This is a genomic window from Blastococcus sp. SYSU DS1024 (assembly GCF_054050795.1).
Genome location: NZ_JBJHAA010000004.1, coordinates 208,992 through 222,938, shown reverse-complemented (window position 1 = coordinate 222,938; position 13,947 = coordinate 208,992). Strand labels below are relative to the sequence as shown.

General features: G+C 74.9%; 16 protein-coding genes. 8 read left to right on the top strand and 8 right to left on the bottom strand.

Going from position 1 to position 13,947, the window contains the following annotated elements; translation table 11 throughout:
• Positions 1 to 42 precede the first annotated feature (42 nt).
• Positions 43 to 288, top strand: a complete 246-nt coding sequence (locus ACI79S_RS05935; protein ID WP_456592510.1) for a hypothetical protein — start codon at positions 43 to 45, stop codon at positions 286 to 288.
• On the opposite strand, the gene rsgA is transcribed toward ACI79S_RS05935, so the two are convergent.
• The 3 genes from rsgA to ACI79S_RS05920 all read right to left on the bottom strand — a co-directional run bounded on the left by rsgA (position 282) and on the right by ACI79S_RS05920 (position 4,136).
• Positions 282 to 1,298, bottom strand: coding sequence for a ribosome small subunit-dependent GTPase A (rsgA, locus tag ACI79S_RS05930; protein ID WP_456589279.1), 1,017 nt, complete (start codon positions 1,296 to 1,298; stop codon positions 282 to 284). The genes ACI79S_RS05935 and rsgA overlap by 7 nt on opposite strands.
• Positions 1,295 to 2,578, bottom strand: a complete 1,284-nt coding sequence (gene aroA, locus ACI79S_RS05925; protein ID WP_456592509.1) for a 3-phosphoshikimate 1-carboxyvinyltransferase — start codon at positions 2,576 to 2,578, stop codon at positions 1,295 to 1,297. The genes rsgA and aroA overlap by 4 nt, the downstream gene beginning before the upstream one ends.
• 94 nt (positions 2,579 to 2,672) lie before the next feature.
• Positions 2,673 to 4,136: an NAD-dependent succinate-semialdehyde dehydrogenase gene (locus ACI79S_RS05920; RefSeq protein ID WP_456592508.1), complete on the bottom strand. Its 1,464-nt coding sequence runs from the start codon at positions 4,134 to 4,136 to the stop codon at positions 2,673 to 2,675.
• A 137-nt stretch (positions 4,137 to 4,273) separates the two neighbouring features.
• On the opposite strand from ACI79S_RS05920, the gene ACI79S_RS05915 reads away from it, so the two are divergent.
• On the top strand, positions 4,274 to 5,020 hold the full coding sequence (locus ACI79S_RS05915; protein WP_456592507.1) for an SOS response-associated peptidase: 747 nt from the start codon (positions 4,274 to 4,276) through the stop codon (positions 5,018 to 5,020).
• A gap of 7 nt (positions 5,021 to 5,027) precedes the next feature.
• Positions 5,028 to 6,575: a fused MFS/spermidine synthase gene (locus ACI79S_RS05910; protein WP_456592506.1), complete on the top strand. Its 1,548-nt coding sequence runs from the start codon at positions 5,028 to 5,030 to the stop codon at positions 6,573 to 6,575.
• A 2-nt stretch (positions 6,576 to 6,577) separates the two neighbouring features.
• On the opposite strand, the gene ybaK is transcribed toward ACI79S_RS05910, so the two are convergent.
• Complete coding sequence (gene ybaK / locus ACI79S_RS05905; protein ID WP_456592505.1) at positions 6,578 to 7,051, bottom strand: Cys-tRNA(Pro) deacylase; 474 nt, start codon at positions 7,049 to 7,051, stop codon at positions 6,578 to 6,580.
• A 196-nt stretch (positions 7,052 to 7,247) separates the two neighbouring features.
• Between ybaK and ACI79S_RS05900 the strand changes: the two genes are divergently transcribed.
• A complete protein-coding gene (locus tag ACI79S_RS05900; RefSeq protein ID WP_456592504.1) occupies positions 7,248 to 7,943 on the top strand; it encodes a sigma-70 family RNA polymerase sigma factor in 696 nt (231 codons plus the stop codon).
• Positions 7,940 to 8,278: a mycothiol system anti-sigma-R factor gene (gene rsrA, locus ACI79S_RS05895; RefSeq protein WP_456592503.1), complete on the top strand. Its 339-nt coding sequence runs from the start codon at positions 7,940 to 7,942 to the stop codon at positions 8,276 to 8,278. The genes ACI79S_RS05900 and rsrA overlap by 4 nt, the downstream gene beginning before the upstream one ends.
• Positions 8,279 to 8,482: 204 nt before the next feature.
• Here the strand turns inward: rsrA and ACI79S_RS05890 are convergent, their stop codons facing one another.
• Complete coding sequence (locus tag ACI79S_RS05890) at positions 8,483 to 8,557, bottom strand: 50S ribosomal protein bL37 (protein WP_014377707.1); 75 nt, start codon at positions 8,555 to 8,557, stop codon at positions 8,483 to 8,485.
• A gap of 174 nt (positions 8,558 to 8,731) precedes the next feature.
• Between ACI79S_RS05890 and ACI79S_RS05885 the strand changes: the two genes are divergently transcribed.
• Together ACI79S_RS05885 and ACI79S_RS05880 are read left to right on the top strand one after the other, a co-directional pair.
• Positions 8,732 to 9,781 (top strand): biotin carboxylase N-terminal domain-containing protein, encoded by a 1,050-nt coding sequence (locus ACI79S_RS05885; protein WP_456592502.1) that lies wholly within the window; start codon positions 8,732 to 8,734, stop codon positions 9,779 to 9,781.
• A gap of 57 nt (positions 9,782 to 9,838) precedes the next feature.
• Entirely contained in the window at positions 9,839 to 10,063 is a 225-nt protein-coding gene (locus tag ACI79S_RS05880) for a biotin/lipoyl-binding carrier protein (RefSeq protein ID WP_456592501.1), read from the top strand.
• 57 nt (positions 10,064 to 10,120) lie between these two features.
• On the opposite strand, the gene ACI79S_RS05875 is transcribed toward ACI79S_RS05880, so the two are convergent.
• On the bottom strand, positions 10,121 to 10,618 hold the full coding sequence (locus tag ACI79S_RS05875) for a GNAT family N-acetyltransferase (RefSeq protein ID WP_456592500.1): 498 nt from the start codon (positions 10,616 to 10,618) through the stop codon (positions 10,121 to 10,123).
• A gap of 80 nt (positions 10,619 to 10,698) precedes the next feature.
• Here ACI79S_RS05875 and ACI79S_RS05870 point away from each other — a divergent pair, with 80 nt between their 5' ends.
• Entirely contained in the window at positions 10,699 to 12,180 is a 1,482-nt protein-coding gene (locus tag ACI79S_RS05870) for a sensor histidine kinase (protein WP_456592499.1), read from the top strand.
• 127 nt (positions 12,181 to 12,307) lie between these two features.
• Here the strand turns inward: ACI79S_RS05870 and ACI79S_RS05865 are convergent, their stop codons facing one another.
• On the bottom strand, positions 12,308 to 12,559 hold the full coding sequence (locus ACI79S_RS05865; protein ID WP_091928851.1) for a WhiB family transcriptional regulator: 252 nt from the start codon (positions 12,557 to 12,559) through the stop codon (positions 12,308 to 12,310).
• A gap of 278 nt (positions 12,560 to 12,837) precedes the next feature.
• Positions 12,838 to 13,863, bottom strand: a complete 1,026-nt coding sequence (locus ACI79S_RS05860) for a diacylglycerol/lipid kinase family protein (protein ID WP_456592498.1) — start codon at positions 13,861 to 13,863, stop codon at positions 12,838 to 12,840.
• Positions 13,864 to 13,947: the final 84 nt, after the last annotated feature.

Genomic DNA, 13,947 nt, shown 5'->3' with positions numbered 1-13,947 from the left:
CGCACCCGCAGACTGCCGGCGTGGCCCCGGCCCCGTCCGCCGATGTTGCTCCGCTCGCGCGAGGTGGACCTGGACGAGTACCGCGACCACCCGCAGCACATCCTGGCGGAGTACTCCGACGCCTTCCGGGTGCGGCTGGACGTGCAGACCGGCGTCTGCGTGCTGACCGAGGCCGTCGGCGGGGAGATCTCGGGACGGGGGCACGACCTGCGGATCGGGGCGGTCGACGAGCCGATGGACGACGACCTGTTCACCGAGCCGCCGCGGAGCTGGTTCCGCGGTCAGTAACCGGGGCCGACCTGGCCGACCGCACCCAGCAGGACCCGCAGGGCGGCCAGCTGCTGCTCCCGGGCCGGCGGTCCCGCGGCCGCCCAGGCGTCCAGCGCGCACTCGGGGTCCTCGGCGGTGTGCCCGCAGCCCGGTGGGCACTCGGTGGCGGCCTCGGCGATGTCCTCGAAGGCGGCCAGGACGTCGTCGGCGGTGACGTGCGCCAGGCCGAAGGACCGGATGCCGGGGGTGTCGATGACGGTGCCCCCGCCGGGGAGGTCGAAGAGCACGGCCGACGACGACGTGTGCCGGCCCTTGCCGATCTTGCTCACGTCGCCGGTGGCGCGGAACGCGTCGGGCACCAGCCGGTTGACCAGGGTCGACTTGCCGACGCCGGACTGCCCGACGAACACGCTCATCCGGTCCCGCAGCCGTTCGGTCAGGTCGTCCAGCGGCAGCTCCAGCGACATCGGGACGGCGTCCAGGCTCAGCCCGGCGTAGCGGTCCAGCAGCGGCTGCGGTGACGCCAGGTCGGTCTTGGTGAGGCACAGCAGCGGCTCGAGCCCGCCGGCGTACGCGGCGACCAGGCAGCGGTCGAGGAAGCCCAGCGCCGGCTCGGGGTCGGTGACCGAGGTGACGATGACGAGCAGGTCGGCGTTGGCCACCACCACCCGCTCGGTCGGGTCGGTGTCGTCGGCGGTGCGCCGCAGCGAGGTCGTGCGCTCCTCGATCGCGACGATGCGGGCCAGGCTGTCGGTGCGGCCGCTGGTGTCGCCGACCACCCGCACCCGGTCACCGACGACGACGCCGTGCTTGCCGAGCTCGCGGGCGCGCATGGTGGTCACGTCGACGGCGCCGTCGGGCCCGTCGACCCGCACCGTCATGCGCCCGCGGTCCACGGCGATCACCAGTCCGGGGACGGCGTCGGCGTGCGTGGGGCGGGTGCGCGTGCGGGGGCGGGAGCCACGGCGGCTCGGCCGGACCCGGACGTCGTCCTCGTCCATGCGCCGGGCGCCGCGCTGCGCGCTCACGCGAGGGCTCCGTTCGCCCCGCCCAGCAGCCTCGACCACCGCTCGCGGAAATCGGGCAGCGTCTTGGTGACCGCCCCCGGGTCGGCCACCCGTACCCCCTCGACGGCCAGGCCGAGGACGGCGGCCGCCATGACCATGCGGTGGTCGGCGTAGGAGTCCACCAGGGCCGGCCGCTGCGGGCCGGGCGCGATCTCCAGCCCGTCGGGCAGCTGCCGCACCCGGGCGCCGACGGCGGTGAGCACCTCGTCGAGCGCCTGCAGCCGGTCGGTCTCGTGCCCGCGCAGGTGGGCGATCCCGGTCAGCCGGGAGGGGCCGTCGGCCAGGGCGCACAGCGCGGCCAGCACCGGCGTCAGCTCGCCCACCTCGCCGAGGTCGGCCTCGAGCGGGCGGACGCCGGCCCCGCCGGTGACCTGCAGCGCGCCATCGGGGGTCCGCTCGACGGAGGCGCCCATGGCGGCCAGCAGCCGGTCCAGCTGCGCGCCCGGCTGGGTGGTCACCGCCGGCCAGTCGCGCACCGTCACCCGCCCGCCGGTCACCAGTGCGGCGGCGAGGAACGGGGCGGCGTTGGAGAGATCGGGCTCGACGACGCGGTCCAGCGCCGCGACCGGCCCGGGGACCACCCGCCAGCCGGTGCCGGTGCCGGTGACGTCGACGCCGTGCTCGCGCAGCGTCGTCACCGTCATCTCGACGTGCGGCATCGACGGCACCCCGCCGGTCAGGGCCAGGTCGATGCCCTCGTCGAACCGGGCCGCGGCGAGCAGCAGCCCGGAGACGATCTGCGAGGACTCGCTCGCGTCCACGGTGACCGCGCCCCCGCGCACCCGCCCCGTGCCGTGCACGGTGAACGGTGCCCGACCCCGGCCGTGGTCGTCGACCTCGACCCCGAGCGCCCGCAGGGCGGCGATGAGTCCGGCGTTGGGGCGCTCACGCAGCCGCGGATCGCCGTCGACCGTCACGTCGCCGTCGGCGAGGGCGGCCACCGGCGGGAGGAACCGCAGGATGGTGCCGGCCAGGCCGGCGTCGACCGTCACCGGCCCGCGCAGCCCCCCCGGGGTGACCAGCCAGTCCGCGCCGTCCTCGTCGACCCGCACCCCCAGTGCCCGCAACGCCGCCGCCATCAGGTCGGTGTCCCGGGCGCGAAGCGGGCGGACCAGCCGGCTGGGGCCGTCGGCCAGTGCGGCCAGCACGAGCGCCCGCGCGGTGAGGGACTTGGAGCCGGGCAGCGTGACGACGGCGTCGACGGGAGCCGGGTGGTGCGGCGCGGACCAGACGTCTGACACGTGATCAGTCTGCCCGGTCACCCGCGCCGCACCGTGGCCCCGTCCCGAGGCTCGCGCCGAGCGTGCGAGGCGAGAGGAGGACGGGGTCCTTCCATCAGCCCGCCTGCGGCTTGTCGGCCTTCTTCGCCGGGACCGTGCGCAGCAGCCGCCGGTTGGCGAACTCGAACATCGCCAGCTCGGAGAGCTCGCGGCCGTAACCGGAGCGCTTGATGCCGCCGAACGGCAGCTCGGGGGAGGAGCCGGTGGGCTGGTTGATCCACACCATCCCGGCCTCGATCCGCTCGGCCACCGACCGGGCGCGGTCGAGGTCGCTGCTCATCACGGTGGCGCCGAGCCCGTAGACGCTGTCGTTGGCCAGCGCGATCGCCTCGTCGGCGTCCTTCACCTTGTAGACGACGGCCGCCGGGCCGAACAGCTCCTCGTGGTAGGCGCGCATGTCCGGGGTGACGTCGGCGAGCAGGGTGGCCTCGACGAAGGCGCCCGGCAGCTCGGGGCGGGTGCCCCCGGTGAGCACCGTGGCGCCCTTGTCGATCGCGTCCTGGATCTGCGCGTGCAGGTCCGCGGCCGCCTGCTCCGACGACAGCGGCGCGAGCGTCGTCCCCGGGTCGGTGGGGTCGCCGGGGGAGAACGAGGAGAACGCCTGCTGGAGGCCCGCGACGACGGAGTCGTAGACCTCCTCGGTCACGATGATCCGCTTGGCGGCGATGCACGCCTGGCCGGTGTTCTGCATCCGGCCCGTGGTCGCGGCCTTGACCGTGGCGGCGAGGTCGTCCGCGTCGAGCACGATGAACGGGTCGCTGCCGCCGAGCTCCAGCACGGACTTCTTCAGGTACTTGCCCGCCAGCGCGCCGACCGCGCTGCCGGCGCGCTCGCTCCCGGTCAGCGTCACGCCCGCGATGCGGGGGTCGGCGATGACCTGCTCGACGTCGGCGATGCGCAGGAAGGTGTTGGTGAAGACGCCTTCCGGCGCACCGGCGTCGGCGAACAGCCGCTCGATGGCCTGCGCGCACTGCGGCGTGATCTCGGCGTGCTTGAGGATGACGGTGTTGCCCAGCACCAGGTTCGGGCCGGCGACCCGGACCACCTGGTAGAAGGGGTAGTTCCACGGCTCGATGGCCAGCAGGGCGCCGATCGGCCGGGTCTCCACGAGCGCCTCGCCCTTGCCCATCAGCGGCTGGATCGGCGTCGGCTCCAGGAAGCCGGGGCCGTTGTCCGCGTAGTACTTCAGGATCATCGAGCAGAGGAACAGCTCGCCGGCGGCCTCGTCGCGGCGCTTGCCCATCTCGGTCGTGACGAGGGCGGCGAGCTCGTCACGGCGCTCGTCCATCAGCTCGGCGGCGCGGCGCACCACGGCGGCGCGCTCCTCGACCGGCCGCTGACGCCACTCCAGGTAGGCGGCGTGCGCCCTCTCGATGATGCCGTCGATGGCCTCGGTGGGGGTGAAGTCGAACTCCTTCTCCGTCTCGCCGGTGAAGGGGTTGACCGTCGCGTAGCGCCGGTCTGCGCTGTCGCTGGCGGTCTTCGGGTGGTCGGTCGGTGGGTTCTGCGTCGCGGTCACGGGGTGATCCTCGTCTCTCGTCGAGCGTTCCGACAGAGGGGCCCTACCCGGTCGTCGCGGGCACACGCACGGGCGCCGGCTCGTCGGTGGGCGCACCTAGAGTCGGGGGAACAGCCCCGTGCCCTCGAGGAGGCACCATGTGCGGTCGCTACGCGGCCAGTCGCAAGCCCGAGGACCTCGCGCTCGAGTTCGAGGCGGTCCCGGCCGGCGGGCAGCCCCCGCTGGCCGCCGACTACAACGTGGCGCCGACCAAGGACGTCTACGTCGTCCGGCACGCCCGCGAGCGCGACCCCGAGGGCGTGCCGACCGGTGGGGGGCACCGCGAGCTGCGGGCGGTGCGCTGGGGGCTGGTGCCCTCGTGGGCCAAGGACCCGTCCGTCGGCAACCGGATGCTCAACGCCCGGGCGGAGTCGCTGACCGAGAAGCCGGCCTTCCGCAGCGCGGCGCGCTCGCGGCGGTGCCTGGTGCCGGCCGACGGCTGGTACGAGTGGGCCAAGCGCCTGGACTCCCCGGCCAAGCAGCCCTACTTCATCACCCCCGAGGACGGGTCGGTGATCGCCATGGCCGGCCTCTGGGAGGTCTGGGGCACGGGCGAGGACCGGCTCTACACGTGCACCGTGGTCACCGCCCCGGCCACCGGTGCGCTCGCCGAGATCCACGACCGGATGCCGCTGGTGCTGCCGCGGGAGCGTTGGGCGGAGTGGCTCGACCCGGCCCGGGAGGACGTGGCGGAGCTCGCCCGGTCCACCCCACCCGAGCTCGTCGCCGGCCTGGAGCTGCGGCCGGTGAGCCCGGCGGTCAACAGCGTCCGCAACAACGGCCCCGAGCTGCTGGCCCGGACGGACGGCGTGGACGCCCCCGCCGACCAGCCGGCGCTGTTCTGACGTGGCCGTGGACGAGACGTCCGCCGGTGCTCCGGTCGACACGCCGCCGCAGCCCCCGCCACCCGGCGGCGCGCTGCCGGCCTGGGTCGCGGCGGGGCTGACCTTCCTGAGCTCCGGTGCGGTCCTCGTGCTGGAGATCGTCGGCCTGCGGCTGATCGCGCCCTACGTCGGAGTGACCGTCCAGACGAGCACCGCCGTGATCGGCTTCGCGCTCGCGGCGATCGCCGTCGGCGCGTGGCTGGGTGGGGCGACGGCCGACCGCACGGACCCTCGACGGCTGCTGGCGCCGCTGCTGATCGCCGGCGGGGCGCTGGTGGTCGCCGTGCTGCCGCTGGTCCGGTTCACCGGCTCGCTGCTCAGCGGGGCCGACGCCGGGGGCGTGCTCCTGCTGGCCGCGGTCGCCGTGGTCGTGCCCGCGGCGCTGCTGTCCGCCGTCCCGCCGATGGTCGTGAAGCTCCAGCTGGCCAGCCTCGACGAGACCGGCGCGGTCGTCGGGCGGCTGTCGGGCATCGGCACGCTCGGCGGGATCGCGGCGACGTTCGCCACCGGGTTCGTGCTCGTGGCGGTCCTGCCCAGCAGTGTCATCCTCGTCGCCACCGGGGCGGTCACCGTGCTCACCGGGGTGGCGGTCGGCGTGGTCCTGCGGCGTGGTGGTGAGCCCCGCACCGTCCCGGCCGGCCTGCTCGTCCTGGCCGTCGTCGGCGCCGGCCTCGCCGCGGTCGCCCCGACCCCGTGCGAGGAGGAGACGGCCTACCACTGCGCGCGGGTGGTCGCCGATCCGGAGCGGCCCTCGGGCCGGGTGCTGATGCTCGACACCCTCCGGCACTCCTACGTCGACCTGGCCGACCCGACCTACCTGGAGTTCGCCTACATCCGGGCCGTCGCCGCGGTGACCGATGCGGTCTTCCCCGCGGGGGAGCCGATCTCCGCGCTGCACGTCGGGGGTGGTGGGCTCACGCTGCCGCGGTACCTCGCCGAGGTACGGCCCGGCACGGAGAGCCAGGTGGTGGAGGTCGACCCCGGGGTGGTCGCGATGGACCGCGAGCAGCTCGGCCTCGAGACGTCGGCCGACCTGCGGGTGCGGGTCGCCGACGGCCGGGTCGGGCTGGTCGAGGAGCCGGCGGGGCAGCGCGACCTCGTCGTCGGCGACGCCTTCGGCGGGCTCTCGGTCCCCTGGCAGCTGACCACCCTCGAGGCGCTGGAGCTGGTCGACCGGGCACTGGCCGACGACGGCGTCTACGCGGTCAACCTCATCGACCACCCCCCGCTGTCGTTCGTGCGCGCCGAGCTGGCCACGATGCGCGAGGTGTTCGAGCACGTGGTCCTGCTCGCCCGCGCGCCGGTCCTCGCCGGGGAGGACGGCGGCAACGTGATCGCGGTCGGGTCGCAGCGGCCGCTGCCCGTCGAGGAGATCGCCGCCGCGCTGACCCGCCGGGACCTGGCCTGGCAGGTGGCCGAGGGGGAGGAGCTGACCCGGTTCGTCGGGGACGCCCCCGTGCTGACCGACGACTTCGCCCCGGTCGACCAGCTCCTGACGCCGTACGCGGCGCCGTGACGTCAACGGCCGATGGAGGCCGTCCGGGCGCGCGTCAGCCGCACCAGCTCCGCCGGGGGCAGCTCCAGCTGGAGCCCGCGCTTCCCGGCGCTGACCAGCACCGTCGGGAAGTCCAGCGCGGAGGCGTCGACCACCGTGGGCAGCGCCTTCCGCTGCCCCAGTGGGCTGATGCCGCCGAGCACGTAGCCGGTCGCCCGCTCGGCGTCGGCGGGGTCGGCCATCGCCGCCTTGCGGCCGCCGGCGGCCGTGGCCAGCGCCTTGAGGTCCAGGGCCCCGCTGACCGGCACCACGGCGACGGTGAGGGCGCCGTCGACCCGGGTCACCAGGGTCTTGAACACCTGCCGCGGATCGGCGCCCAAGGCGGCGACGGCGGCCTCGCCGTGGCCCTGGTCGGCCGGGTGCTCGGGGTCGTACGGGTGCAGCACGTGGGCCACCTTCGCCTGCTCCAGGACCCGTACCGCCGGGGTTGCCGCCACGGCGCCGCAGCGTAGCGAGCCCGGCCCGTCGGGAATGGCCGCCGCCGCCGGTGCCGTTGCACCGGCCGTGAGCAGCAGCGTCTCCACCACTCGCGCACGGGCTGTGCACCGGCGTCCCCCGGGCCGTCCGGACGCCGCACGGCTAGGATCGACCGACGTGGTGCCCCGCGTCCGGGGGCCCCGGAGAGGACGGTCGGTGCCTGAGGAATCCGCGGTCGACAACCCCGGTCAGCTGCCCGAGGGCGCGCCGGTAGAGGTGCCGGAGGCCCGCGAGGGCGGGAGCCGCACGGAGCTCGCCGAGACCCGTGCCGAGCGGGACGCGCGGTTCGAGCGCGACGCGCTGCCCTATCTCGACCAGCTCTACCCGGCGGCCCTGCGGATGACCCGCAACCCGGCGGACGCCGAGGACCTGGTGCAGGAGACCTTCGTCAAGGCCTACTCGGCGTTCCACCAGTTCGCCGAGGGCACCAACCTCAAGGCCTGGCTGTACCGCATCCTCACCAACACCTACATCAACAGCTACCGCAAGAAGCAGCGGCAGCCGCAGCAGTACCCCACCGACCAGGTGCAGGACTGGCAGCTCTACGCCGCCGAGGAGCACACCTCCTCGGGCCTGCGGTCGGCCGAGATCGAGGCGTTGGACCACCTGCCGGACTCCGACATCAAGGAGGCCCTGCAGCAGCTGCCCGAGGACTTCCGGCTCGCGGTCTACCTGGCCGACGTCGAGGGGTTCGCCTACAAGGAGATCGCCGAGATCATGGGCACGCCCATCGGCACGGTGATGTCCCGGCTGCACCGCGGTCGCCGAGGGCTGCAGAAGTTGCTGGCCGACTACGCCCGGGAGCGGGGCTTCGTCCGCGCCGGGGCCGGTGAGGAGGCGACCCGCCCGTGAGCGATCTGCAGGGGGCCGGCGAGCCCCTCGACATCAACTCGTGCGACGACGTCCTGACGCACGTCTTCGAGTTCCTCGACCACGAGACGTCCGACGAGCGCCGGGGCGTGATCGCCGAGCACCTCGACGAGTGCTCGCCCTGTCTGCGCCAGTTCGGCATCGAGCAGGAGTTCAAGGCGCTGGTCCGGCGACGCTGCGGTGGCGACAAGCCGCCGTCGGGCCTGCGCGACCGCATCAAGATGCAGCTGACGAGCGTCTCGTTCGAGGAGGACGGGACCCAGGTCAGCGTCGAGCGGCTGACGATCGAGCGGTCGGAGGAGCGCCCCACCGCCTGAGAGGACCCCGTCCTTCGCACGCTCAGGCTGGGCCCCGGGACGGGGCCGAACGCCAGAGGCCCAGAACCCGACGGGTTCTGGGCCTCTCGCATCCGGCTCCCCGCAGGGGCCCCGGCGGCCTTCCTCAGGCGTCGCGCACTGGCCTGACTCCGCGCCCGGTCCGCTCCCCGCTGGTGCCTCGCTGCGGTGCTCCCGGGCCTGTCGTCAGGCGTTGGGGCGCTTGCCGTGGTTGGCCTTGTTCCCCTTGCGGGAGCGACGCTTGCGTCCGCGCTTGGACATCGCTGCCCTCCTCTCATACTGCTGGTGGGCCGGGCGGCCCGTGGGTGTGCGCGGGGGCCGGAACAGGCGCACGCGGGGTGCGCTGCGCCGACGGACCCGCCAAGCTGACCCGGCAAGCCTCTCACGGGGAGACCCGGCCGTGCGCCGGGCAGGGCGAACGCAGGAGGAGCAGCAGTGCCGCAGCTGGGGATCGAGACCGTCCTCGTCGCCGGACGGGGACCCGCCGGGTGCGCCGTGATCCGGGCGTGCCAGCGGCTCGGCCTCAAGGCGGTCGCGGTGCACAGCGAGACGGAGCGCTCGGCACGGCACGTCCGCCTGGCCGACGACGCCGTGCTGCTGGGGCCTGCGCCGGCGGCCGAGTCCTACCTGGCCGTCGACCGGATCGTGGAGGCGGCCCGGCGCAGCGGCGCCGATACGGTCCTCCCGGTTCCTCCCGCCCTGGCCGGCAACGCGCGACTGGCCGCCGAGGTGGTCCGGGCGGGTCTGCGCTGGGGCGGCCCCGATGCCGAGGTCCTGGAACGCCTCGGTGGCGACGGCGTGGAGCCGGCCAGCGAGCGCGGCTTCCTCGCCTGGGTGACCGCTGACGGACTCCGTTTCGACACCCCGGTGGCGCGGGATCGCGCCGCCGGCATCGCCCGGGTGTCCTGGACCCCCGGCGAGCCCCGGCAGCTGCCCGCGGCCGCGCACCGCCTCGCCGAGGTGGGCTGGCGCGGGCTGGTCACCGTCGGCATCGCCCCCGACGGCGAGCTGGCCGAGGTCGCCGCGGGCTTCTCGCTGGACATGGCGGTGCTCGAGCGGTCGCACGGTGTGGACGCCGTCGAGCTGGCGCTGCGCAGCGCCGTCGGTCCCCGGGTCCCCGGGCCGGATCCCGTGGCCCGCACCGAGCCGCGGGCGGCGGTCGTCGCACAGCTGCGCGCCACGCTCCCGCCGGGGACCGCCGGCCGGATCAGCGGTCGCCTCCCCGGCTCCGGGCGACCGCCCGCGGCCGAGGGCGGCGTGGACCTGGTCGCGGTCAGCGGTTACGACCCCGGTGACCGGCTGGACGGCTGGTACGACGCCCTGCTGGCCACCGTGAGCGCCGGAGCGGACAGCGTGGCGACGGCTGCCCGGGCGGCCAGCCTGGCGCTGTCCGGACCGACCGGGGCCGGGGTGCCGCACGACGGTCCCGAGGTCTGCGCCGTGCTCGGCAGGCTGGCGGAGGGGCGCGCCTTCCCGGCGACCTGACGCCCGGGGCCCGTGCTTGGATGGGGGCTCATGATCGGGCGGGCGCGGGAGGTTCCGGTGGCGGTCGAGGAGATCCACGCGGAGATGGTCTCCAGTGTCTGGAAGGTGCTGGTGCAGCCCGGTGCGCAGGTGTCCGCCGGTGACACGCTGGTGATCCTGGAGTCCATGAAGATGGAGATCCCGGTGCTGACCGAGCGGGCGGGGACCGTCCAGGAGCTGCACGTGGTGGAGGGCGAGGTGCTCCAGGAGGGCGACCTCATCGCCACCGTCGCGTCCGCCTGAGGAAGGACCCCGTCCTCCCCACCCCTCGCAGGCTCCGGGCGTCCCCTGGACGGGGTCTCAGAGGTCGAGGGCGTAGACGAGCAGGTCGACGCCGGGGACGGGGGACCAGTCGCGCGCCGGCAGCCGGGTGAAGCCCAGCCGCTCGTACAGCCGGTGGGCCGCGGTCATGCGCGTGCCGGTGGAGATGACGACGCGCCGCCGGCCCGTCGCACGGGCCCGGGCCAGGCACGCCTGCACCAGGGCGGCTCCCACCCCGCGACCCTGCGCCCGCGGGTCGACCACGAGCATGCGGAAGCCGGCCTCGTCGGGGGACTCGAGCACCTCGCCGAAGTCGCCGCCCGCCACGAACGCCACGCTGCCGACCAGCCGGCCGGCCTCGTCGCGGGCCACCAGCAGCTCGGCCAATCGAGCACGACCGGCCACGTCGGCCAGCTCGGCGGCGTACTCCGCCGACGCCAGGCCGCCGCGCACGTACACGTCCACGGTGAGCGCGGCGATGCGGTCGTGGTCGGCGGGGACCGCCGGCTCGATGCGGACGGTGGGGAGGGGCGGCACGCCGAGCAGCGTAGGAGAGGCCCCGGTCCTGCTCGCCCGCTCGGGGTGGACCTCGGGACGGGCCATAGGCTCGGGGCACCATGAGCAGCCTCTCGGAGCGCCTCACCCGCGGCACGGCGTCCAGCCCCGCCCAGATCGACCACGCCCGGCGGCTGGTCGCCGACTGGCAGCTGCTGGCCGACCTGGCCTTCGCCGACCTGACGCTCTGGGTGCCGCTGTCGTCGGGACAGTGGTGGTGCGTCGCCCAGGTCCGCCCGCTCACCGCGCCGACCAGCCGGCCGGAGGACATGGTCGGCGTCGAGGTGGACGCCGACGCGGCGCGGCCCTTCACCGTGGCGCTCCGCGACGGGCGGCCGGTCACCGACGGGGAACCGGACTGGTCGGGGACGACTCCGCGCCGGCGCGAGGTCATCCCCGTGCGGCACGAGGGCGTGGGGATCGCCGTCCTGGCCAAGGACACCAACCTCGCGGTGACGCGGTCACCGTCGACGCTGGAGCTGACCTACCTCGACATCGCCGCCGACCTCTGCCTCATGGTGTCCGCGGGCACCTTCCCGCCGGTCAAGGTGCAGGACGCGGAGATGAGCCCACGGGTGGGGGACGGGCTGGTGCGCCTCGACGGGGCGGGCCGGGTCACCTACGCCAGCCCGAACGCCCTCTCGGCCTACCGCCGGATCGGGGTGGTCGGCGACCTGGCCGGCGCCGTCCTCGCCGAGGTGACCTGCCGCGCGGTCACCGACCGCGTGGCGGGGGAGGCGGCGGCCGCCGGCATCACCGCGGCGATCGCCGGTCGCTACCTGGATCCCATGGACGTCGAGGCCGCCAGCGCGACGCTGCTCCTGCGGGCGCTGCCGCTGCACGCCCCCGGCGCCGAACCCGGGGCGCTGGTGCTGGTGCGCGACGTGACCGACGTGCGGCGGCGGGACCGGGCGCTGCTGACCAAGGACGCCACCATCCGGGAGATCCACCACCGGGTGAAGAACAACCTGCAGACGGTCGCCGCGTTGCTGCGCCTGCAGGCCCGCCGGATGACCGAGCCCGCGGCCCGGGCGGCGCTGGAGGAGTCGGTACGCCGCGTGGCGTCGATCGCGGTCGTGCACGAGACGCTCGCCGGCAGCCGGGAGGACGTGGTCGACGTCGACGACGTCCTGGACCAGGTGCTGCCGATGCTCGGTGACCTGACCTCCGTGGGGCCGGCGGCCCGCACCCGCCGCACCGGCTCGTTCGGAGAGCTGCCCGCGGCAGCGGCGACCCCACTGGTCCTCGCCGTGACCGAGCTGCTGCACAACGCGGCCGAGCACGCGTTCCCCGAGGGGGAGCCGGGGGTCATCGAACTGGTCGCCGAGCGCGAGGGGGACGACCTGCGTGTGCGGGTCCGCGACGACGGACGGGGCCTGCCACCGGACTTCGACCCGGCGGCGAGCGACGGGCTCGGCCTGCAGATCGTGCGCACGCTGGTCACCAGCGAGCTGGGCGGGAGCCTGACGATGGGGACGCTGGAAGGCCGGTCGGGCACCGAGGTCGTGCTGACGTTGCCCCGCAGCGCCTGGCCGCGGCGCTGAGCTGCACCCTCCCGGACGACGCCGAGGCCGGTCCGGGAGGACCCGGACCGGCCTCGTGGCGGTCGGTGCGTTCGCGGTGGTGCGGTGGGCTGCCGGTGCTCTCCGGCAGCCGTCGTGGTGCTCCGGATCAGGCGGTGTGGACCCGGGTGCGAGCCTGGCGCCGCTTCAGCGCGCGCCGCTCGTCCTCGGAGAGCCCACCCCAGACACCGGAGTCCTGGCCCGAGCGCAAGGCCCAGTCCAGGCACGACGAGACCACCGGGCAGCGCTGGCACACGGCCTTGGCCTGCTCGATCTGGACGAGAGCGGGGCCGGTCGTCCCGATCGGGAAGAACAGCTCCGGGTCCTCGTCCCGGCAGAGCGCGCGGTGGCGCCAGTCCATGGCGTTGTACTCCTCGATGTCGTCTGCGGTCGGTGCGTCAGTCGCCTTGCTCGGTCTGCCATCGCCGGGCCGACACCGGTCACCCAGCGCCTTGGCGGCAGCGACTGCCTGCTTTGTTACCGGCAGGTTGCGTCCCAGCAGCGATGTTTTCACGTGCCGGACGCCTGTCAAGCGAATCGGGGTCGACGCTGACCCCCGCGTGAGCAACCTCACCACGCCCGTGCTAGGCCCGCCACCCGGCGGGGGGAAAGTCGGTCGCCAGCGCTCAAGGAACGTCGTCAGGCGATCACGCGCAGGGCGTGCGGCACGTTCGTGATCCGGACGCCGGTGGCCGTGCCCAGGTGGTCCCCGTCGACCTGCCAGCCCTGCGGTCGCACGGCGGTGATCGCGAGCTCCTGGAGGTCGTGCCACCGGTGCAGGCCGCGTCCGCGCAGGTCCGGCTCCGGTCGCATGGTCTGCCGCAGAGCGCGCAGCATCCGGGCGGCACCCATGCGGCCCAGGGCGAAGACGTCCAGCCCGGTGTCGAAGGATGCCTGCGGTGTCGGGTTGACCGGTCGCGCCCCCAGGTAGGTCCAGGGGCTGACGTTGGACACCAGGCAGAGGAACAGCTCCTCGACGGGCGGCTCGCCAGGCACCTGGAGCGTCATCGCGGGGCGCCGCCGCTCCCGCCCGAACAGGAATGCGTTGGTGCCTTCCCGGACGTAGAGCGCGCCGGTCGACCGGCGCCCCCGGGCGCGATGGGCCTCCACCCGGGCGATCACCTCGGCGTCGAACCCGAAGCCGGCGGCGAACACGAACCACCGTGGGTCGGTCCACCCCGGGCCGTCGGCGAAGGCGTCGGCCCGGGCGACCGCCTCCGCGGCCTCCGGCGCGACCCCGGTGACCGCCGCGGTGCTGGTGCCGGTGGCGCTCGCCGTGCCCAGCGACACCGACCGCGTCCGGCCGGCGCGCAGCGAGGCGAGGATCTCGGCGGTCGCCTCCACCGGGTCACGCGACCGGCCGAGGGCCCGGGAGAACACGTTGGTCGACCCGCCCGGCACGACGGCCAGCGTCGGCACGGCCGGTCCGGGCCCGTCGGTGAGCAGGCCGTTGACCACCTCGTTCACCGTGCCGTCGCCGCCGAGGGCGACGACGACGTCGATCCCCTCGGCGGTCGCCCGGGCGCCCAGTTCCCGGCCGTGCCCTCGATGCATGGTCTCGGCGACGTCCACCTTCAGCTCGCTGGCCAGCGCGCCGACGAGCACGTTGCGCATCTTGGCGGTCGTGGTCGTGGCCGCGGGGTTGACGACCACGAGCGCGCGCATGCCGCCAGGCTAACCAGCGGCCCGGCGTGCACGCGGGAGGACGTCCGGTGGCGATCAGGGGCACCGGGCCCGCGCGTAATCTCG

Coding starts and splice junctions, on each gene's coding strand:
- ACI79S_RS05935 (WP_456592510.1), top strand. CDS start 43: ATGTTGCTCCGCTCGCGCGAGGTGGACCTGGACGAGTACCGCGACCAC.
- ACI79S_RS05915 (WP_456592507.1), top strand. CDS start 4,274: ATGTGCGGTCGCTACGCGGCCAGTCGCAAGCCCGAGGACCTCGCGCTC.
- ACI79S_RS05870 (WP_456592499.1), top strand. CDS start 10,699: ATGAGCAGCCTCTCGGAGCGCCTCACCCGCGGCACGGCGTCCAGCCCC.
- ACI79S_RS05865 (WP_091928851.1), bottom strand. CDS start 12,559: ATGGACTGGCGCCACCGCGCGCTCTGCCGGGACGAGGACCCGGAGCTG.
- ACI79S_RS05860 (WP_456592498.1), bottom strand. CDS start 13,863: ATGCGCGCGCTCGTGGTCGTCAACCCCGCGGCCACGACCACGACCGCC.